Genomic DNA, 20,438 nt, shown 5'->3' with positions numbered 1-20,438 from the left:
GCCCAGGAGATGAAGAAATCAGCAATCAGGTTCGCACGTCGCCGCGCTTTAGGAGCGCTTTCCGCATCATAGGTTTACGCACCGATGATAATATGGTTGGGGTATTCCTCCATTGCTTGAATAAATTTAGGAATGTTATGAGGATCATGTTGGGTATCGGCGTCCATGCAAATAGCGGCACGGACATTTAATTCCTGGAGATGACTCCTGGAGATGACGAAAACTGCGCATTAAGCTGGCACCTTTACCTTGATTGGTGGCATTTCTAAGAAGTGCCATGGGAAAATCTTCCAATTGCATTACCGTTTGATCTGTGCTCCCATCATCAACTATAATAACTTTATCAGTAAAAGAAAAAACAGGTTCAACAATAGTAACGAATACTGGTTTCTTCATTATAAGCAGGAATAATAATAGCAATATCGGGATAAGGATGTTTCATGATTTTTGTCGAAGTTCAATTAAATAATAAAGAATGTCCAAGGCTTGTTTGGGTGTCAGATTATCGGGGTTAATTTTATTTATTTCCATTAGCAGAGAATTTTCAGATAAAAAGAGTTCGTTTTGTTGTGGCATTAAGTGCTTTTCTCCTCGAGTTGAATTTTCAAGTTCTTCTAGTTTTTGACGCGCCTGATGAATGACAGTTCGAGGAATTCCAGCCAATTGAGCAACATGCAACCCATAACTTTTACTGGCAGGACCCTCCTTGAGAGCATGTAAGAAAACAATTTTTTCTTGATGTTCCACGGCCTCCAAATGGACATTTCTGACTGCGGGAAATATTTCAGCTAATCCGGTTAATTCAAAATAATGTGTAGCGAATAAAGTGAAAGCTTTTAATTGGGTAGCTATATAAGAGGCACATGCATAAGCGAGCGAAAGACCATCGAATGTACTCGTGCCTCGCCCCACTTCGTCCATCAACACTAAGCTTCGCTCAGTAGCATTATGCAAAATAGTCGCCGTTTCCGTCATTTCGACCATGAAGGTCGATCGTCCACTAGCGAGATCATCTGCAGCACCAATGCGTGTAAAAATACGATCGATTGGGCCCACACGACAACTTTTTGCAGGTACAAAGCTGCCGATATAAGCGAGTAACACAATCAAAGCAGTTTGTCGCATATAAGTAGACTTGCCACCCATATTTGGACCGGTAATTATTAACATTCGCCTTTTGTCATCAAGGCAGGTATCGTTTGGCATAAATGGATCGGGCATTACATTTTCCACCACAGGATGGCGACCTGCTTCAATATGAATGACGGGCTCATCACAAAATTGTGGAGCGCAATAATTAAGAGTATCCGCACGTTCTGCTAAATTATTTAATACATCCAATTCGGTAATGGCCATTGCGCATTGTTGTAACGGGATTAACTTTTCAATTAACACATCCAATAATTGCTCATAAAGTTCTTTTTCTCGAGCTAACGCTCGAGAGCGACTACTCAAAACCTTATCTTCAAAATTTTTTAATTCGGCGATTATATATCGCTCCACATTTTTTAATGTTTGCCGGCGAATATATTCAGGAGGTACTTCTTTTGCTTGTGCCCGTGAAATTTCAATGTAATATCCGTGAATTCGATTATAACCAACTTTTAGCGTGTTTATTTTTGTCCGCTCGCGTTCGCGTTGTTCTAAGTCTAATAAGAATTGATGAGTACTTCTGTTTAGATTGCGAAGCTCATCTAAAGTTGAATCAAAACCTTGCGCAATGACGCTCCCATCACGAATGACAACTGGAGGATTTTCTACTATTGCGTCTTGCAATAATTGAAATAAATCATCGAAACGACCCAGTCTATTTTTAATTTGTTCTAATAATTCACTTGCCGATAAGAAAATTAATTGCTGATGTAAAGTCGGTATTAAACTTAACGCCTGCCGCAATTGCATTAAATCTCGAGGCCGTACTGAACGTAAAGCTACTCGGGCGATGATTCTTTCTAGGTCCCCAATAGGACGTATATTTTCCCACAGCTCAGCATAAAATTTTTTTCTCAAAATAAGTGTGATCGCGCTTTGTCTTTTTTGCAATAGAGCTTGATCACGTAGGGGACGATTTATCCATCGTCGCAATAATCGACGGCCCATTGGGGTTGCTGTTCGGTCTAACACCCAAGCAAGGGAATGAATTTCTTCGCTCTGCAAGTTGTTGATTAATTCAAGATTACGACGCGTGCTTGCGTCCATGAGAATGGATTCTTCATTTTGTTCGGCTTGAATAGAGTGAATATGGGGTAAAGCCGTTCTTTGGGTATATTTTGCATACTGCAATAAACAACCGGCGGCGCCAATGGCAACGGGCAAATGCGTGACCCCAAAACCATCCAATCCTTGAGTTTGAAATTGTTGACACAAGAGCGTTGTTGCGGTGTCACGATCAAATTCCCAGGGAGGATGACGTTTGACCTCTACTTTAAGTGATTCGATCTGCATTTCTTCATTAATTAATAATTCAGCAGGAGAAATACGTTCAATTTCTGCAAGAAGTTCGGTTTCGGTAGCAACCTCTTGAATTAAAAATCGACCGCTGGTGATATCCAGGGTAGCAATGCCGAAAATGTTTTTTCTTTGGTGAACCACCATTAGAATATTATCTCGATGTTCCTCTAGTAAAATTTCGTCACTCGCGGTACCTGGAGTAATAATTCGGGTTACTTCGCGAGTCACAGGTCCTTTAGTGGTAGTTGGATCGCCAATTTGTTCGCAAATAACTACTGATTCGCCGAGACGAATTAATTTAGTTAAATAATTGTCTACGGAATGATAAGGAACCCCGGCCATGGGAATAGCTTGGCCCCCGGACTGACCGCGAGTGGTTAAAGTAATATTTAATAATTTAGCGGCTCTCTGAGCATCCTCATAAAATAATTCGTAAAAATCACCCATGCGGTAAAAGACTAAAAGATCTGGATATTCCTTTTTGATCCGCAAATATTGCTGCATCATTGGGGTATGTTGGCTGAAATCTTCTTGATAAGGTTGTGCTTTTATTCGAGTGTCCATGTCCCTGAAAGCTTAGTAAAAGCACTGGTGATACTCAAGAGGTATTGTTATGATTTATTAAATTCTCCAGTCTATCTTCACCATGGAGCTACAGTGGATGTTAATAGTTATCCTTTAAGCCGTCAACTCGGATTAATTTTAAAAGAAAAGGGAATGAAATTGGCAGTGACAGAATCTTGCACAGGGGGTGGATTTTGTCGAGTGATTACGCGTGTTCCAGGAAGTTCTTCTTGGTTTGAACGTGGATTTATTACCTACAGTAACAGTGCAAAAGAAGAACTTTTGGAAATAGACCCACAATTAATAAAACGGGAAGGCGCGGTTAGTGAAACAGTAGCACGGGAAATGGCTGTAGGAGCTTTGAAACGAAGTCATGCTGATATCGCTTTGAGTATTACCGGTGTTGCGGGGCCTAGCGGAGGAATCCCCGATAAACCTGTAGGGACCGTTTGGTTTGGAATTGCAAAAAAAACGGGCGAAGTAGAATGTTACAAAGCTCATTTTGAAAGCGGACGAAAACACGTTCGGGATTCGGCAATTGCTTATGGATTAAAATGTTTGCTTAAATCTGTTACCGGTTAAAAGATACGGTAATACCTAAGCGATTTATTTATGGAATAATACTTGCACAATTTTTTGTGAGAAAATTCTATACTTGTGGTGTAATTATTTTAAATCGATTATTAAGGAGCAAGAATGGATGATCGTAATAAAGCGTTAAGCGCTGCCTTGTCCCAAATTGAGCGCCAATTTGGCAAGGGCTCAGTTATGCGGCTGGGTGATTCTGGTATTATTAAAGATATCGATGTAATTTCCACAGGCTCACTGGGTTTGGATATTGCATTGGGCGTAGGCGGCTTGCCTCGAGGACGTATAATAGAAATATATGGTCCAGAGGCTTCCGGAAAAACGACTTTAACACTTCAAACGATCGCCTCTTGTCAACGAATGGGTGGTACAGCCGCTTTTGTAGATGCTGAACATGCTCTAGATGCAGTCTACGCTCAAAAATTGAGTGTTAATGTTGACGATCTATTGATATCGCAACCTGATACTGGAGAGCAAGCCTTAGAAATCACCGATATGCTAGTTCGCTCCGCTGCTGTTGATGTCGTGGTGGTCGATTCAGTGGCTGCTTTAACGCCCAAGGCTGAAATTGAAGGAGATATGGGTGATTCTCATATGGGACTCCAGGCCCGGTTAATGTCACAAGCATTGCGTAAACTTACCGCTAACATCAAGAAATCCAATACATTGGTAATATTTATTAATCAAATACGAATTAAAATTGGTGTCATGTTTGGTAGTCCTGAAACCACCACAGGTGGAAACGCACTAAAATTTTATTCTTCAGTGCGATTGGATATTCGCCGCATTGGATCGATTAAAAAGGGTGAAGAAATTATGGGTAGTGAAACGCGAGTCAAAGTGGTCAAAAACAAAGTAGCACCGCCGTTTCGTCAAGTGGAATTTGATATTTTATATGGGCTGGGTATTTCGCGCGAAAGCGAATTAATCGAGCTTGGTGTTAAAAATGAACTTATCGAAAAAGCAGGTGCTTGGTACAGCTATAATGGTGAACGCATTGGGCAAGGGAAAGAAAATGTTCGCCAATTTTTAATGGAAAACCTGGAAGTTGCAAAAGAAATTGAAACTCGTTTACGAGAAAAATTATTGTCGAAGCAAAAAAGTGGAGAAAAAACAGCTGAAGAAACTGCCGTGATAGAATGATGGAGCTTCGTGAACACACTATTGCTTTATTGGCAAGACGCGAGCATTCCCAGCTAGAATTAAAGCAAAAACTTCTAAATAAGGGTTATAAACTTTCAGAAGTGGAAATTTTGATAATATCATTAGCTGTTGAGGGTCTTCAAAGTGATGAGCGATATACTGAAGTTTATGTGCGTCAACGTATCGCTGCAGGGTTTGGTCCTCATCGTATCGTAGCAGAACTTAAACATCGAGGAATAACAGATTCATTGGTCCGCCAATATATTCCTCATGATGAAATGTTTTGGTGGGAAGCGCTGTCTCAGTTTTGCAAAAAAAATATCAGGAGCAAGATAACTAAGAAGAATTCTGCTCGGTTGGTCCGCTTTTTAATGCAACGAGGTTTTGATTCAGAACACATCTATCGTTGGATACAAAATTGGATACAAAAATGTCAAATTACATGAATAGCAATCAATTACGTCAAATTTTTATTGAATATTTTAAAAAACTAGATCATGAAGTTGTTTCAAGTAGTTCATTAGTTAATGAAAATGACCCGACTCTTTTATTTACGAATTCCGGGATGGTCCAATTCAAAGATGTATTTTTAGGCATTGATAGGTGTCCTTATCAGCGTGCTGTTTCTATACAGAAGTGCATGCGAGCCGGAGGGAAGCACAATGATTTGGAAAATGTGGGCTATACGTCCCGCCATCATACTTTTTTTGAAATGCTTGGGAATTTTAGTTTTGGAGATTATTTTAAACGGGAAGCGATTGACTATGCTTGGCGCTTTTTAACGGAAGTTCTAGAGTTACCCAAAGAGCGTTTGTGGGTTACCGTCTTTGGAAATGATCCTGAAAGTGAAGCCATTTGGCTTAAAGAAATGAAAATTGATCCCCAGCGTTTTTCTCGATGCGGCGAAAAAGAGAATTTTTGGCAGATGGGAGATAGCGGACCTTGCGGTCCTTGCACAGAAATATTTTACGATCACGGGCCCACCGTAGCCGGAGGACCACCGGGAAGTCCCGACGCGGATGGGGATCGTTATGTGGAGATTTGGAATTTAGTATTTATTCAATATAACAGAGACTTAACTGGTAAATTGTATCTTTTAGCTAAACCTTCTGTTGATACTGGAATGGGACTTGAGCGTATTGCGGCAGTGATGCAGGGCGTTCATGACAATTACGATATTGAATTATTCCAATATCTTTTAAAGACCTTAGGATCGTTGATTGGTAATGATGATTTTCGCAATACCTCCATGCGAGTAATTGTGGACCATATTCGTTCGGCTGCTTTTCTTATTGCGGATGGTGTTATTCCCTCTAACGAAGGAAGGGGGTATGTTTTGCGTCGCATTATTCGTCGTGCCGTGCGCCATGGTTATAAACTTGGACAACAGGAGACCTTTTTTTATCAGTTAGTAACTCCCTTAACAAAAGTGATGGGGGATGCTTATCCCGAACCTTATAGAACTCAGCCCATTATTGAACAAGTTATTTATCAGGAAGAAATTCAATTTTCCCGAACATTATCAAAAGGTCTTAAGATTTTAGATCAAGAAATGGCCGAGTTGTCTCATCGAGAAATTCCTGGCGAGATGATTTTTCAATTATATGACACTTACGGTTTTCCTCCGGACTTAACGGCGGATATTGCTAGAGAACGTAATTTTACGATGGATTATACTGGGTTTAATAAGGCAATGGAGCGCCAACGAGAACAATCTCAACAAGCCCAACAGTTTACTCTTGATCACACTCAAAAAGTACACATTAGCGGTGAAACCGAATTTATTGGTTATGAGACTTTAAATGCAGAAGCTTCTGTAACTGTGCTTTTGGAAGATAATAAGCCGGTAACTGTCTTAAATGAAGGAAGAAAAGGAGTGGTCGTACTTGATCGAACTCCTTTTTATGCTGAATCCGGCGGGCAAGTGGGAGACCGGGGTTATTTATTTTTTGAATTCGGGAGATTCCGTGTTAAGGACACCCAAAAACAGGGGGTCGTTTATTTGCATATAGGTGAAATGGTCAAAGGAACTTTGCATGTCAAAGACAAAGTGGAAGCAAAGGTGGATAGTTCACGTTTCGATATTATGCGAAATCACTCAGCCACCCACTTGTTGCATGAAGCTTTGCGGCGGGTATTGGGTAATCATGTCATGCAGAAGGGTTCTCTTGTAGAAGCCAAGCATTTGAGATTTGATTTTTCCCACCCGCGTCCCATGATCCGGCAAGAATTACAAGCTGTAGAAAAATTAGTAAATCAGCAAATTCAAGCTAATTTGACTTCTAATGTCAATGTCATGACACCTGAGGAGGCAAAAGAATTTGGAGCGTTAGCCCTTTTCGGTGAACGATATAGAGAAAGAGTTCGTGTTTTAAAAATGGGCGATTTTTCTACTGAAATTTGTGGTGGTACTCATACCAAACGGACCGGAGAAATTGGTTTATTCAAAATTGTTTCTGAATCTGCCTGTGCTGCGGGTATTCGTCGTATTGAAGCGGTTACTGGCCAGGTAGCGCTATCTTATATTGAAACCGAAGAAGAGGAGTTAGAAAATTTAAGTAATTTATTAAAAACAAATAGGGACAAATTGATTTTAAAGCTGAATCAAGTTTTAGAAGAAAATCGTAATAGAGAAAAAGAGTTAATAAAATTAAAACGACAGATGGCCTCACAGCAGCTTTCGTATTTGATAAATGAGGCAGTCGATATTCAAGGGGTAAAGGTTTTAACGTCAAAAGTAGAAGCCGTAGATCACGATACCTTACGTGCTATGGTTGATGAATTAAAGCAAAAACTTAGAAAAGCGGCTATCGTACTTGCTATAGTAGAAAAGGACCGAGTCCAGCTGATTTCGGGGGTTACAAAAAATTCCTTAGATTATTTTAATGCCACAGAATTATTAATGTCTGTGGCTGTACAAGTCGGAGGAAGAGGCGGGGGTCGTCCTGACATGGCTCAAGGAGGAGGAGATTCTCCAGAGCGATTAAATGAAGCTCTGGACTCGGTATACGAATGGGTAAAAGAGAAATTAACAGCAACAGCTGGAACATTAAAACATTAACAAGGATCTTCTTGGGAACTGCTAAAATTAAATTGGAGTCATCGACGTGGCATTAATCGTTCAAAAATTTGGGGGCGGTTCTGTTGCAGACATTAATAGAATACAGAACACTGCTCATATTGTTTCGGAAGCACGTCAACAAGGGCATGCAGTGGTTGTAGTCGTTTCTGCAATGTACGGTGAAACAAACCGGTTGATTAAACTAGCTCGTTCCATTTCTGACACCAACTTGCGCGAGTATGATGCATTAATATCAACGGGTGAACAAATGTCGGCTGCTCTGCTCAGTATGGCATTAGAGACCCGAAATTGTCCCGCCCATTCTTATACCGCTGCGCAAATCCGTTTACGGACTACTAACGAACACCAAAAAGCTCGAATTATTGATATTGATCCTCAGATTTTATTGGCCGATTTAAAAGAAGGGCGTACGCCGGTGGTGGCTGGATTCCAAGGGATTAGTGAAATTGGTGAGATTACCACCTTAGGCCGAGGAGGGTCTGATCTTACCGCGGTTGCTTTAGCTGCTGCTTTGCAAGCGGACGAGTGTCAAATTTTTACCGATGTCGACGGAGTTTATACCAGTGATCCTAAGGTCGTTCCTGCTGCGAGGCGAATTTCGAAGATCACTTTCGACGAAGTAATGGAAATGTCCAGCCTAGGTGCTAAAGTACTTCAAAATCGATCTCTCGAATTTGCGGGGAAATATCAGGTCCCTATTCGCGTATTGTCCAGCCTACGAAAAGGACTGGGAACTTTAATTACTTACGAACGGGATTGTATCGAACAGCCGCTTGTATCAGGCATTGCTTTTGAAAGACGTCAAGCGAAACTGACCCTCCAAGGGATTCCAGAAAGGCCTGGATTAGCTAGCTACATTCTTGGGCCTATTGGGAAGGCAGATATTGAAGTGGACATGATCGTTCAGAATGTCCCCACCGTGGATATGAAGATCGATTTTAGCTTCACCTTGCAGCGGGATGATTATGTAAAAGCTTATCCTATCATGCAAATAGTAGCAGAAGAGCTTGGCGCCTGGACCGTACTTGGTAATAGCGAGGTTGCCAAGATCTCTTTAGTAGGTGTTGGGATGCGTTCCCATGCAGGTATCGCTTCCCAAATGTTTAGTGCCCTAGGGCAGGAAGGGATTCATATCCACTTGATAACTGCTACTGAGATTAAAATTTCCGCTGTTATTGATGAGAAGTACCTGGAAGTGGGCGCCCGGACACTTCATTCAGCCTTTAACCTCGATTGTAAGTTAAAAAATTATTGATTTATTAGGGAATTCCGATATTATCTTAAAGTCTTTCGAAGACCGGGGAGCTTAAGGCTCTCGATTGTACTAAAATTAAAGATAGGGAGGTTTCGCCCCAAAGGCTTGCAGGTAAGGATTCCTCCAAAGAAGGAGAGGAAGATGTTAATACTAACGAGACGTATTAGTGAATCGGTGATTATCGGAGACGACGTCAAGGTGACTGTTCTTGGTGTGAAAGGCAACCAAGTTCGCATTGGGATTGAAGCACCGAAAGAGGTTTCTGTTCACCGCGAAGAAATTTATGAGCGGATTCAACAGGAAAAACTAGCGAAGCCAGAAGGCGAAGTTTGCACTGAAAAGACTTCTGAATCTGAGTAATTTCTACCCCGCAGCTGGTGAGATTATATCTTGGATTTTTTCCGTTCCCTCTTTCATCTTGTTTTATTTCATAGGATTTTTGTTTTTCTATCCGTTGAATTCTTCATTCAAATTTTAAAATTTTAAGATTGAGAAAATAACTCGTTTTATTTCTGTTGAGAGGAGTGTTATTATGCTTGCCTCGCAGAGGCTGGAGAGGGGACCCGAAAATTATTGACCTTGCACCCACGAAGTTCCAGGTAAAAGGCAATTAATGGAGAGATGGCCGAGTTGGCTGAAGGCGCTCCCCTGCTAAGGGAGTATGGGGCGAAAGCTCCATCGAGGGTTCGAATCCCTCTCTCTCCGCCAATTTAATCAATTGATTGGCAGGTCTTTGATTATCAGTTCGATTCGGTCGCATTGATAATTCTACTGACAGTCGTATAATGTAAATGAGTGCTTGTGCAATTGCTTGCAAAGCGTAACCCTACTCATAGTGCATTTTAACGATCAGTTTATCTCTTTTACTTTTTTTCAGAAATAATTTCTCTAAAGAGGAACAGAGGAAAACATTAAAAGAAGCCAAACTAGTACCACTCTCAAAGGGATCCTGGCATTTGGCTGCATCGGTTAAGAGGACTTTTTTAATGCTAGTTCTAACCCACGCCTAAGCATGTCAATGAATTTATTTGAAAAAATACTCAATATTAACACCTCATTTTCTCAGTAAAAAATATCTGGTTTCAGATACCGTTAATTTACCAACACGAAAAATAGTACTATAAAGCAGTTTTTGAAACTTTCATGAAATTTTTTTTAAGGAGGAGAGGGATATAATGCGTGTAGTAAAGTATTTTAGAGAGGTTATATGACTTTTTACTCCCTAAATTCTGGATGTAGCATGCTTGAAGAACATAAACATTCTAAGAGAACTAAATCCTCGTTAAATGACAGAGCAATAGAGATGGGTATAGCGCTAGTGGTAGGGTTTGTTATGATGCCATTTCAAGCAACATGTTGTCTTCTTAATCATTTGCCTTCAACAACGATAGAGAACATGTAGCAAAAAGTGCGAGCAATTCAGGCACGGCATCGCATTGTTTTTTTTACAGATTAAACTGAAACCCCTGCAAATAACGAGAATTCTAATAAAGATAAAGAACAAAAATGGGGAAAGCCGGGATCTGTGTTCAAAGTTTAATTAAGTTAGGCCTAGAAAGGCCAGTCAAATTCTGTTATTTTCATTATTAATGGTTAAGTTAAGTATTAGTCTTCTAAAGACTAATACCATATTAGACTTTCAGATAAATATTTTGAGCTTTTCCGTTGTTGTCATCCCGAGCGTAGCGAGGGATCTTGTGAGAGGATGGAGATCCCTCCCTCCATTAAATTATCATCGTTGAACAAAAAAGCGTGTCGTCCTGGAGAAAGGCGAGTCTCAAAATAAAGCCCTGCTTGAAAATGGCGGTTGATAAGCTGTTGTAATTCTTTAAGTTCATCTTCTCTTCCCGGAAACATAAAGTTCTCAAATTGCCGTGCATGATTAATATAAAGATTTTGTTTTTTTAGTGACTGCAAAAAACAATAATCGCTTACTAAATGATGTTTTTCCTAGCCGTTGGTAACTTCTCCATATATTTCGCTTTGGATTAGCCTAAGCATTTTTTCATGTTATATTTTTCTATTTCGTATAGGCGTAAAAAATGATCATAAGGGATTGGGCATTTCTCTCACGATTATTTGCAAGCGGCTCTTGGTTCACGTAGTCACCGGTGGCATTAATTTATGCCTGGGCTTGGAGGGATAGATGTTCATAAAGGTGACTCACAAATAATCTTATATTTTTCACTAGTATTAAAATTATCATCATGACGGATGACGGATATCGATAAACAGATTATCTTTATGAAAATGATTAATAAATAATCTACCCATCGTATTTATTTATTATTTCTTCTATTTCTTCTATTTCTTCGTGAATTAGTGACTAAAGAACTATATAATTACCAGTTGGAATTAAAATTATCTTAAAGATACTTATTATTTTTTTATTTTTTTGATTATTAAGATTGTTACTCTAACTATTTATTTTTATGAAAAATTTTTTCCTATAGCTTCCAAATAGAGAGGGCTTACTGTTCACTTCTAAAAAGTAATTCATCAAAATATTCATAAAAGAAGGCAGAGGGTAGAGGGTAAGGATAGGATAGGTTATGAATTTTTAATTTTCATAAGTAAGTTTTTATACCTTCATCATTCTTTAATTTAACATGAAGAGAGTCAATCCAATTAATTTTATTTTTAGATTGAATACTTAACCGAAGAGATCTAAATTACCTTTTCTTGAGTCGAAATTTTTTTGGGGATTAGGATGTTGTTTGGTAAAGCATATCATAATAACCATAATAATCAGATAGCCCCATAAAGTTAATTTTCTTAATTAAGTAAGGGTGATAACATAAGGTATTCCAATAATTTTTTTCAATCATGAGAAGACCTTTGAAATAGCTTTTAATATTGTCTCCAAGTGAGAAATATGAATTTTTAAATCTTGAAGTTTAAGAGTAGCCCAGCTGCTTTTAACAATTTATAAAGCCATCGAAATGCAGAGTTAGAGCAGATGCGTTAATAATAAATCTAAAACCAAATAGGTATAACAAAATTTTGTTGAGAATAGTTTTCATTTTTTAACAGTAATTATTATTTTTCTAGAATATAGGTAGGTAACTTTAATTTAATTTTCAATATTGGGATTGGGAGGATAATTTTTTTCTAAAAAGAATATCAAAATTAGATTCTAAGCAAGAAAATGTTAGAAATGTTATAATTCTTAATTAAATTACTTTTTCTTTGAACATTTAAAGTTAAAAGATTTTACAAATTCATTAAATTCTGCAGGAGTTAAATGTTTTTGAACTTGTTTTTGATATTCTGTAATAAGTTTATTAAAAGAAGCCTGAGAGGTATTGCGAGTTAATGCTTCATTTAAATCAACAGAAATTAGCTGTTCTTTTCCAATTGGTTGATTTAATTATTGTTTAAAAGTTGCGATAGCCTGACAACAGCCGTCGCAGGCCGCTAAATCAGTATACGCGTTTAGATGGTGGAGATTATGTTTCGCCAGTTCTAAAAAAATCATAGGGCGTGAGGTTGAATTCCGTAAATTAAAGAATCGTCTTTCATAGAGACCTCGGCAATTCCGCCGTTGCAACGATCGCTGCTGATGAGCGAGTGGATTATCAGGTTATTGCCTTGACGACGAACTTGACTGAGAGTTGAAAAAAATATCACTACCTCCGCCACTATTAAGCAAATAAACAATGTAATAATTATGCAGGCTTTTGAATTTTATAAATAACTTACTGCTCGCGCGCCATCTTGGACGTAGTCGAAACTTATAAAAAAAGCCTGCTGGCAATAAATTTTCATTGGTAGCTGCTTTTTTATCAATTCAGCCGGTTATCCCACATTTTTGCAGAGAGAGGGTTTCTTCTGAGTTTTGTACTTTATGAAAACAAAGACAGTAGATAGACTATCATGGTAAATAAAATCAAATGGTAATCTTACCACAAAGACCTATGATAGCAAGGTAAATAGAAGTAGCAAAATTATTTGATAAAGCCGGATAATCCTCCTACCTGTTATACTGAAAAATACCAATAAGCCTATCATTTCAACTTGTTTTTGTCCTGGAATTCTGAAGGAGTATTGTGAGCTGTCTTGAGGTTTATCTGGTTCTGCTCGGTCTTGTGGAATAGATCGAGAAATAAAAATTTTGAGTATGAGGTCTTTGATGAGTTAATGTGTTTATTTGGGTTTTTTTAATAAGGAACTAATTTTTATTTCCATCTCTTTTTCAGGAGGAGTTCTGTTTTCTAAAATAAATTTGATACTATTAAAAACCGAAGTCAGGATAATCGGGTCATCAAACCAGTTAATAAATTTTCTAATAAAAAGAAGGCGATCCTTAGACCTTAGAAGGCGATCCTTTCCTTTTTTTCTTTTATAGAATCTTCCTCAGGTAGATAACTGAACTGATCAAGACAAGCTTAACCAGCTCTTCTTTTTCTTCGGGAAGAGCATGGAAATAATAGCCGCCCGTAGAGGTAGAGGTCCTTTAAATCCCTAAACATCTCTTATTTAGTTAGAAATAAGATATCTGGCTCTTCAGTAAGAGATTAAAGTTGTTAATTAACAGAGTATCTGAATCAAAAAAAGGTTTCTTAAAGTCAGGAACGTCTCTTTGGTACCAAGCCTTTAATTTTTTTGTTATAATTCCAAAGAAACAAAACTATCTAGCAAGCATAACTTCTTAAAAATAATTGAAAATCTTGTTCGACTAAAGTTTGGAAGGGGAGCATTGGACTAGAAGAAATGCTTATATAAATGTGACGTAAGTAGATATATTACTATTACTGTCCCAGATTTTAGCTAAAAACAGAGATTTTTACTTCTTAAGGCAGATTTTAAAGGTTGTTATTAATACCTCATGAGGACATTCTGGATTGCAAAAGGTATGTTAATAATTTATTATAGTTCCAGATAAATTCAGCTTTTAATTCACTTCACTCAACCTTTGCTTCTAAAGCCCACTGGAGGTAATTGATCAAAGTAATCAGTGAAATGCACTGATTCTATTATTCTAAATCAACCTCTCCGCTCTATAGCCATTGTCGCAAATAGAGGTTATTTCCTTCCTTTCCATATTTCAAAATAACGGACACGTAGCACGTAGGGACTTTCCAGTGCATAGTAAAAATATAAAAGAGCGTCTAAATTTGAGATTGAGGGTAAATTGGGGAATTCGCGTTCAGCTGATATCCATTTTTGCAATGACTTAAGGAAGGGATTCCCGTGATTTTGCCATATTGATTTAATTATTTTGGTATGGTGACTTGTTAAATGTGTGCGAAATTGATTGCTTGTTCTTCAAGGGCAAGCGAACAGGCCAACGGCTTGATTATCAATGTAGCTATGAATTCTTCTGCCGTAAAAAATCATATTTTAACAGTGAGTTATAAGGATTATTCCACCACATTTCATTGATAATTAAATTATTGCCGCTGACGAGAATTAATCGAAAAAAAATCAGTTAATTCCCATAAGGATATGATTTGTAGACTTCCAGAAATATTGCTAATTGGTTGAGCTAGAAAAAAATGCGTAATTTCGGATTGTTTTTCCACATGAGGTGAGTTTCTTTTATATCCTTAATTTTTTAAAAGCCTTTTTAAATGCTTCAATTGATTATCTAAAAAAGAATAGCTTGCGCGTCCTACTCCCTTAGAATCTGATACCTTCGACTTTCTAAACCTTCTGTTGAATATCTATGATTAAGGGAGTAGTAAAAGTTGACCTTTCGAAAGAAAATAAATCTTTAAGACTAAATATCTGCCTGATAGGAGAATCGTCCTCGTACCTTATCTTTAAGCTCCTAGTTAGGAATAAGCTATTAGAGTCAGATAAATATTAGAGAAATATTAAATTATTTAGGGTATATAGTCCATTCAGCCAGAGCAAGTGTCTTTAGTTTCCATTAATATTTTGTTAACTTATTTCCTAGATTTATTAAAATAATTTAATTAAGACTAAAAAAGTAATTATATTTTTTAGGGGGGGGGTGGGGATGTTTTAGTAATTAATTTATCGGAATCAATCGAAAATCAATTTTGTTTCCTAACGGCCTTCTTAAGAAAAGGAGTTAAGAGAGATAGCTTTTTTTTCATCTCAAACCGAGGGCTATGCTTCAACATCTGATCATAGACTAGAAAATGCAAGCAGCGAAAGGGCTAGGCCTTTTATTTAATAGATTATCCAAAGGGATGCGAACAGGCTTTTTTTAGATGTCTCCTCTTCCTTTTGATCTTGACCATTTTCTTGAGAATGTAAATGGTGTTTGGATCTGAATAACAAAGATGAATCTCTTTTCTCCACTTTTACTATCAAAATATTCATTTCATTCTTCATTTCTTCTTTTTTTGCCAGCGAGAAAGAACTTTCGTCAATTTAATCTCGAACCAAATTTTTCTTCACGGGCTGCAATAATTCCATGATCACGTAATATAGACCTTTTAAGCGATGAGGTATATCACTGGCAGACTCTCTTTTCAGGGTTTCTTTTCGAGGTTAAAAATTCTAGACATAAATTAATGGCTAAATTCTCATTTAAAGAAACTAAATTTTTTAAAATTTCACAACCATCTTAGGAGCGAATTAACATCGAAAATCGTGAAAATCCCGCAACCATTCTTCTAACTTTTCGACAAAGCGCTGTTGTGGTTATTTTAGAAGGCTTGTGGATTAACAGTTAAAATTTTCCTGAGAAGGATGATATAATCCGGAGAAGTAGTAAGCCAAAAGAGTGCAGTAGTTCCTGTGCTGGCTTCTCTTGTCATTGGTTGGCTGATGGCCTGAGTTGTGATTTCTAGGGCTAATTCCTCATTGGCATTTAATAATTCCATAAGTAAGGCTCTAAGGCTCTTCCGGGAGAAGAAGAAACAATCCCCCCCAAAAAAAAGTAGGTAAACTCATGTGAGTGTTTGAGGTTAGCGGGTCGCATAAAGCTTCAGATAATGCAAATAAATCTCGTTGGCTCTGGGCGAACCGGTTAGCCAACAAAGCGCAGAAGGATGTAAATCGCTGGCAGTTGATCTCGTAGTCAGATTGCAAAGTACTCGTGTAGAAATTTCTTTTGCGAGTTGAGTTGAGGACTCCTAGTCAGTAATTTTTTTAATAAAACTAATCTTCTCTAGAGGTCCTGGCCAGTTGATAAACAGCAGAATTTCTATCTTAATTACTCGAGGCTGGTTGAAAAAAACAAAGTGGCGGAAATTTCATGAAGTAATTGGGGAATTAACCACTATTATTTTTTATGCACATCTAAACCCATCGCGTAAGCTAAGAAAGTAAAGTACTGAACAGCCGCAATAGGTATTGGGTGGTTGAGAATAGGAAAATATATCCATCGTAATTGCTTTTACTAAATTGAGATTTTCAGTAAATAGATCATTAAGCCATCGCTCTACCTTAAGGACAGGCGCTCAAACAAAAAGAATAACGAAGCACCCTTATTTGGATCTTGAATGATGACTTGATAAAGTGCCCTCGCTGAAATTTTAAAGGTTAATTGGAAATTTTTTGCTAGGAGTTGCCAGAGAGAAGCGGTCTCCTCTCAGACGTTCCGCTAAGCCAAAAAAGTGCAGAAGAACTGACGGTAAGATTGTCCTTCTGGAATGGCACAACACAGGGCTTCTAAGCCGATTTCATTAGTAAGAGCCTGTGTATCAAGTTTGGATTTTCTAACATATGTTGAGAAAGGAGAGAGCGGCTATAGGGAAGCCATAGGGAAGGGCAAAAAGCATATAAAAAGCCAAAATTTTAGTGGACGGATTTGGCGAAACGAGGCTATAGAGCGCTTTGGAGGAAATCTCTTTAACTAAATTCAGGATTTTTTGTTATCAATAATGCAAGTAATTTAGTGCCTTCCTTGGTGCTAGCTAAATTATAGAATGTGGAGAGCCACGCACATAAGGGCCTTGTCTTATTATGAGAACATAATGCTGTGCCGCTAATCTTCTTTGCCAACTTAGGATTTTTGATAAATAACTTTGTTAATAGGCTTAGGCCTTCAGGAGACTTTGTTACCCAAAAGAAAGGAGAAGCCCCCGCAACATCATCTTCCTTCGCACTTGGATGCTGGAGGATTGGAGCTGTGATTTCGAAAGCGAGGGAGGAATTTTCTATTACCATCCGATCAAGTAACGCTATACCTTCGGATAAGGTGGTGAGTAAATAAAAAGGAGAAATGCTTTCTCCCATGGCGGCGTGGCCAAGCGTCGTCCGAGTGTCGTAGTAGAAATTTCTGAAAGTAATTTAGGTTTAGTTTCCAGTAGTTTGTCAAACACAATTTTACGCCGTGAGTAGAAATCAACAAGCAAAAACAGTGTAGAGGCGCATTCATAAGGACCCATTAAAATAGGGCAACAAAGGTCTTCACCCCTGATGTTTTAGATTATCCCCTCCGGAGTATCGAGAAACCTCATAAGTAGGTCATACGCTTCTCTATCTGCAGCACCAATAAGCCAATAAAATGCCAGAGCCGCTCCTGGTTCAAGTTCTTGGAGCACAGGACGACAAAGGGCTTCCTTCTGCTGTAATTCCTTACGTCAATTGAGGATTTTGGGGCAATATTTCTAGGAGAAACGATCTTCTATCAGGGTAGGTGTTGACCCGTAAAATGTGGATACTTTAACTCTCGCTATTTCCGTACGGTAAAATGCTTCTGCAGAAATTTCTTGCATTAATTCTGGTTTTACTCTTAAAAGCTCTTTGAATAATTGCCGGCATGCATGGTTTATTGGTAAGCCAATAAAGCAAGCTAATGCCTGTGCCACCCAGTTTTTTGTAAAGATCTTTTCCTGAAAATCCCATTTCGAACAATCCGATAAAAGCGTCATTTTGTAAATTATTTGTCATCAAAAAAATTCAAATATATTTACGGGCCGCCCATTGAGGATGCTTAACGAAGTAGACATTAATAATTCTTTAATACTGTAAAGATAAGGTTGAATAGTTCAGGCAGGTTGAAAAAATTATAAGTGGGTAAATGATTGTTGTGCAATTCAATTCTCGTGACTAAATTCTGATAAGAAGCATCTCCGCTATAAATTGGTGGAGGAAGAGGATTGATATATCGTATAATCTAAGGCGTTGCTCTACGTAAGCGTAAGTTACTTCAGGTCTGTGTATTTTATTGGATCCATACTTTAAATTCGTGCCTTAATCAAATTGGTTAAACATCATCCATATTATATCGAGCTATTCTTAGGATTCGGTTAAGGTGATTATTAAATTGAGTGAAAATGAGAAAAACTTTCATGTCTTCGCTAACTATTTGCTTTTACATCTGTTTTTATATGAGATTTGATTGCAGTAAGCCTCCTCTATGATGGAGTAGCATTGAGAGGGAGAATAATCTTTGATCAATGTTCTTTTAATCGAAGAGCATGTATTGATTCGTTGCGGTATGTGCTTGATGCTAGAACAAATCAAGGGCATGCCTATAGTGGGAGAATCGAGTACCGGGGAAGAAGGGCTTACTCTGCGACTGGAAAAAGAACCCGATGTGGTTATCCTCGACTTTCAACTACCTGATACGAATAGCCTTGAGCTTGCCCAAAAAATTTTACGTCGTGATCCGGATATTAAAATACTAGTTGTTACAGGGATCAAAAATGACTTGCTTCCTATACGTTTTCTTGAAGCAGGCGTACATCGATTCATTACTAACTGAGTTAGAACATGCCATTCGTGCAGTGCATAGCGGTCAGTGATACATTATAGTTCGGTGGTGGTAAGCCGCTTAGCTTTAAGGAAAGACACTGCTTCGGAGTTACCGTTTGATGACTTGAGTGATTGAGAAATGGAAGTTTTGTTATTTGCTAGCCAAAGGGATGAAAGCAGAAGAAATTGCTAAACAATTACATATTAGTACTAAGACGGTGTACTCTCACCGCTATTGAAATGTTTGAAAAGTTGAATGTAGTAGGAAATGATATTGAGTTAATTAAATTAGTTGTGCAATATGGAGTGATTGAAATTGATAAAGCTTTAAACGGTCTGCAACTTTCTTGTCTACAGCAATTCCAAGGAGAATCAAATGCCTGATGGCTTAGAAGTACATCTCCTTTCCAAAGTCCCACCCTATTTATGGAGTCACAAGGCCTTTAGAAATTGAAGTAAATCAAATCTTACGCTCCCAGGGAATTCAAAATGTAAGAGGGTTTATAAAACAGCGTTTGAGATGGCTAAATGGTTAACGATTGGATTGGTAGAAACATACTTTTTTAGCACAGCTCGCACCGTTAAAGAATCCTATACAGAAAAACATGTACTGAGACTAAGGACTTACGCGTTCTGCCTTTTTCGGTCTTTATAACAGCTGAGGGGTTTGGTATTGGAGCGGTTATTATCGGCGCCATGTCTTTTTTGCTGTGGGCTATTTTTTTATTTTTCGACAGTAGGCTGGCTGCCTTGCTTTTGCCCTGACTGATAAAATGATCGATATGCCAATCAAATCAAGTGAAGCAGAAAAAAAGATCTTCCCCTCAAAGGTTTTCCCGATAGCCCAAATATTTTAGCGCCATATGCTAAAATAATTATCTCTTTTCGCCGACTTCTTTATCTTCGAAGCAAATTTAATTCCTTTAAAAGCTGCAATTTTTGATATGGATGGCGTTATTACCGATACGGCCCAGCTTCATGCTGAAGCGTGGGAGATTATGTTTAATGCCTTTTTTGAACGTTATGACAAAATGCAACTTCCGTTTACCTATGAGGACTATTTCTACTATGTGGATGGTAAGTTATGTATCGATGGTATTAAGAGTTTTCTACTCTCTCGAGGATTAGAACTTCCTTCTGGGGATTCTGAGGATACTCAGGATACAAATACCCTTTACGAATTTAGCAATTGGAAAAATAATATATTTTCTGATTTATTGAATCAAAAAGAAATTAAAGTTTTTCTTTCTACTATTAAATTAATGTAAAAATTTAGGTAAGAAGGAGTTCGAGTAGGTGTGGTATCATCCAGTAAAAATTGCCAAACATTACTGGAAAGGGCACGGATCATAGATTTATTTTTAATTTAAATCAATGGTATTACCAGTCAAGAAATGAATTTAAATCGAAAACCCCAACCTTATATGCTTTTAGAAGTAGCTACCCAATTAAAAACTGCTCCTTTAGATTGCGTGGTTTTCAAGGATGCACTGTCAGGAATACAGGCTTCGGTGCGAGGTTGTTTTGAGTTAATTATTGGGATTTCTCGTAATTCAAATTTATGCGAATCGTTAAAGCGAGAAGGGAGAGATTGGGTAGTTGATGACTTTGGAATGATTCGTTTTCAAGAATTGTCGTAACATATTCCTCTGTCACTTCTTAACGCATTAAATTGTCTACCTTGTATTATCAAGCAATCGAGCAATAAAAAAGTGGTTGTTTTTTTAGAATTAC

Annotated in this window: 14 protein-coding genes, 1 tRNA gene and 1 pseudogene; 10 read left to right on the top strand and 6 right to left on the bottom strand. The window is 38.0% G+C overall.

The window, feature by feature from the left end; translation table 11 throughout:
- Positions 1-74: 74 nt before the first annotated feature.
- Genes CleRt_RS13380 through mutS form a run of 3 tightly spaced genes read right to left on the bottom strand, consistent with a single transcriptional unit; the run spans position 75 to position 3,015 of the window.
- On the bottom strand, positions 75-167 hold the full coding sequence (locus CleRt_RS13380; RefSeq protein WP_306686609.1) for a hypothetical protein: 93 nt from the start codon (positions 165-167) through the stop codon (positions 75-77).
- On the bottom strand, positions 145-396 hold the full coding sequence (locus CleRt_RS13375) for a glycosyltransferase (RefSeq protein WP_306686608.1): 252 nt from the start codon (positions 394-396) through the stop codon (positions 145-147). The genes CleRt_RS13380 and CleRt_RS13375 overlap by 23 nt, the downstream gene beginning before the upstream one ends.
- Before the next feature lie 42 nt (positions 397-438).
- Positions 439-3,015 carry a DNA mismatch repair protein MutS gene (gene mutS, locus CleRt_RS05180; protein WP_048875333.1) on the bottom strand — a complete coding sequence of 859 codons (2,577 nt, stop codon included), beginning with the start codon at positions 3,013-3,015 and terminating at the stop codon, positions 439-441.
- A 27-nt stretch (positions 3,016-3,042) separates the two neighbouring features.
- Between mutS and CleRt_RS05175 the strand changes: the two genes are divergently transcribed.
- The 7 genes from CleRt_RS05175 (at position 3,043) to CleRt_RS05145 (ending at position 9,791) form a co-directional block, all read left to right on the top strand.
- On the top strand, positions 3,043-3,597 hold the full coding sequence (locus CleRt_RS05175; RefSeq protein ID WP_235378881.1) for a CinA family protein: 555 nt from the start codon (positions 3,043-3,045) through the stop codon (positions 3,595-3,597).
- A gap of 114 nt (positions 3,598-3,711) precedes the next feature.
- On the top strand, positions 3,712-4,746 hold the full coding sequence (gene recA, locus CleRt_RS05170; protein WP_048875331.1) for a recombinase RecA: 1,035 nt from the start codon (positions 3,712-3,714) through the stop codon (positions 4,744-4,746).
- Positions 4,743-5,192: a regulatory protein RecX gene (locus CleRt_RS05165; RefSeq protein ID WP_048875330.1), complete on the top strand. Its 450-nt coding sequence runs from the start codon at positions 4,743-4,745 to the stop codon at positions 5,190-5,192. Before recA ends, CleRt_RS05165 begins: the two co-directional genes overlap by 4 nt.
- Positions 5,189-7,807, top strand: coding sequence for an alanine--tRNA ligase (gene alaS / locus CleRt_RS05160; protein WP_048875329.1), 2,619 nt, complete (start codon positions 5,189-5,191; stop codon positions 7,805-7,807). Before CleRt_RS05165 ends, alaS begins: the two co-directional genes overlap by 4 nt.
- A 46-nt stretch (positions 7,808-7,853) precedes the next feature.
- On the top strand, positions 7,854-9,083 hold the full coding sequence (locus tag CleRt_RS05155; protein ID WP_048875328.1) for an aspartate kinase: 1,230 nt from the start codon (positions 7,854-7,856) through the stop codon (positions 9,081-9,083).
- A gap of 141 nt (positions 9,084-9,224) precedes the next feature.
- Positions 9,225-9,443 (top strand): carbon storage regulator CsrA, encoded by a 219-nt coding sequence (csrA, locus tag CleRt_RS05150; RefSeq protein ID WP_048875327.1) that lies wholly within the window; start codon positions 9,225-9,227, stop codon positions 9,441-9,443.
- 255 nt (positions 9,444-9,698) lie between these two features.
- Positions 9,699-9,791, top strand: a tRNA-Ser gene (locus tag CleRt_RS05145).
- Positions 9,792-10,754: 963 nt separating this feature from the next.
- Here CleRt_RS05145 and CleRt_RS05140 read toward each other — a convergent pair.
- From CleRt_RS05140 to CleRt_RS05130, 3 genes are all read right to left on the bottom strand, one after another.
- Positions 10,755-11,000, bottom strand: coding sequence for a hypothetical protein (locus CleRt_RS05140; protein WP_048875326.1), 246 nt, complete (start codon positions 10,998-11,000; stop codon positions 10,755-10,757).
- Positions 11,001-15,706: 4,706 nt separating this feature from the next.
- Positions 15,707-15,883 (bottom strand): hypothetical protein, encoded by a 177-nt coding sequence (locus CleRt_RS10170; RefSeq protein ID WP_157870851.1) that lies wholly within the window; start codon positions 15,881-15,883, stop codon positions 15,707-15,709.
- Positions 15,884-16,853: 970 nt separating this feature from the next.
- On the bottom strand, positions 16,854-17,240 hold the full coding sequence (locus CleRt_RS05130) for a hypothetical protein (RefSeq protein ID WP_048875324.1): 387 nt from the start codon (positions 17,238-17,240) through the stop codon (positions 16,854-16,856).
- 1,159 nt (positions 17,241-18,399) lie between these two features.
- On the opposite strand from CleRt_RS05130, the pseudogene CleRt_RS05120 reads away from it, so the two are divergent.
- The 3 genes and pseudogenes from CleRt_RS05120 to CleRt_RS05110 all read left to right on the top strand — a co-directional run bounded on the left by CleRt_RS05120 (position 18,400) and on the right by CleRt_RS05110 (position 20,344).
- Positions 18,400-19,088 (top strand): annotated as a pseudogene (locus CleRt_RS05120) (response regulator).
- A 515-nt stretch (positions 19,089-19,603) separates the two neighbouring features.
- Positions 19,604-19,972, top strand: coding sequence for an HAD family hydrolase (locus CleRt_RS05115; RefSeq protein ID WP_371440258.1), 369 nt, complete (start codon positions 19,604-19,606; stop codon positions 19,970-19,972).
- Positions 19,973-20,098: 126 nt separating this feature from the next.
- Positions 20,099-20,344, top strand: a complete 246-nt coding sequence (locus CleRt_RS05110; RefSeq protein ID WP_048875321.1) for an HAD family hydrolase — start codon at positions 20,099-20,101, stop codon at positions 20,342-20,344.
- Positions 20,345-20,438: the final 94 nt, after the last annotated feature.

The organism is Candidatus Coxiella mudrowiae, from assembly GCA_001077715.1.
GTDB classification, from domain to species: domain Bacteria; phylum Pseudomonadota; class Gammaproteobacteria; order Coxiellales; family Coxiellaceae; genus Coxiella; species Coxiella mudrowiae.
The sequence above is the reverse complement of the archived record's forward strand: the minus strand, read 5'-3'. Positions and strand labels throughout refer to the sequence as shown.

Coding starts and splice junctions, on each gene's coding strand:
- CleRt_RS13380 (WP_306686609.1), bottom strand. CDS start 167: ATGGACGCCGATACCCAACATGATCCTCATAACATTCCTAAATTTATT.
- CleRt_RS13375 (WP_306686608.1), bottom strand. CDS start 396: ATGAAGAAACCAGTATTCGTTACTATTGTTGAACCTGTTTTTTCTTTT.
- mutS (WP_048875333.1), bottom strand. CDS start 3,015: ATGGACACTCGAATAAAAGCACAACCTTATCAAGAAGATTTCAGCCAA.
- recA (WP_048875331.1), top strand. CDS start 3,712: ATGGATGATCGTAATAAAGCGTTAAGCGCTGCCTTGTCCCAAATTGAG.
- CleRt_RS05165 (WP_048875330.1), top strand. CDS start 4,743: ATGATGGAGCTTCGTGAACACACTATTGCTTTATTGGCAAGACGCGAG.
- alaS (WP_048875329.1), top strand. CDS start 5,189: ATGAATAGCAATCAATTACGTCAAATTTTTATTGAATATTTTAAAAAA.
- csrA (WP_048875327.1), top strand. CDS start 9,225: ATGTTAATACTAACGAGACGTATTAGTGAATCGGTGATTATCGGAGAC.
- CleRt_RS10170 (WP_157870851.1), bottom strand. CDS start 15,883: ATGGAATTATTAAATGCCAATGAGGAATTAGCCCTAGAAATCACAACT.
- CleRt_RS05130 (WP_048875324.1), bottom strand. CDS start 17,240: ATGGGAGAAAGCATTTCTCCTTTTTATTTACTCACCACCTTATCCGAA.
- CleRt_RS05110 (WP_048875321.1), top strand. CDS start 20,099: ATGAATTTAAATCGAAAACCCCAACCTTATATGCTTTTAGAAGTAGCT.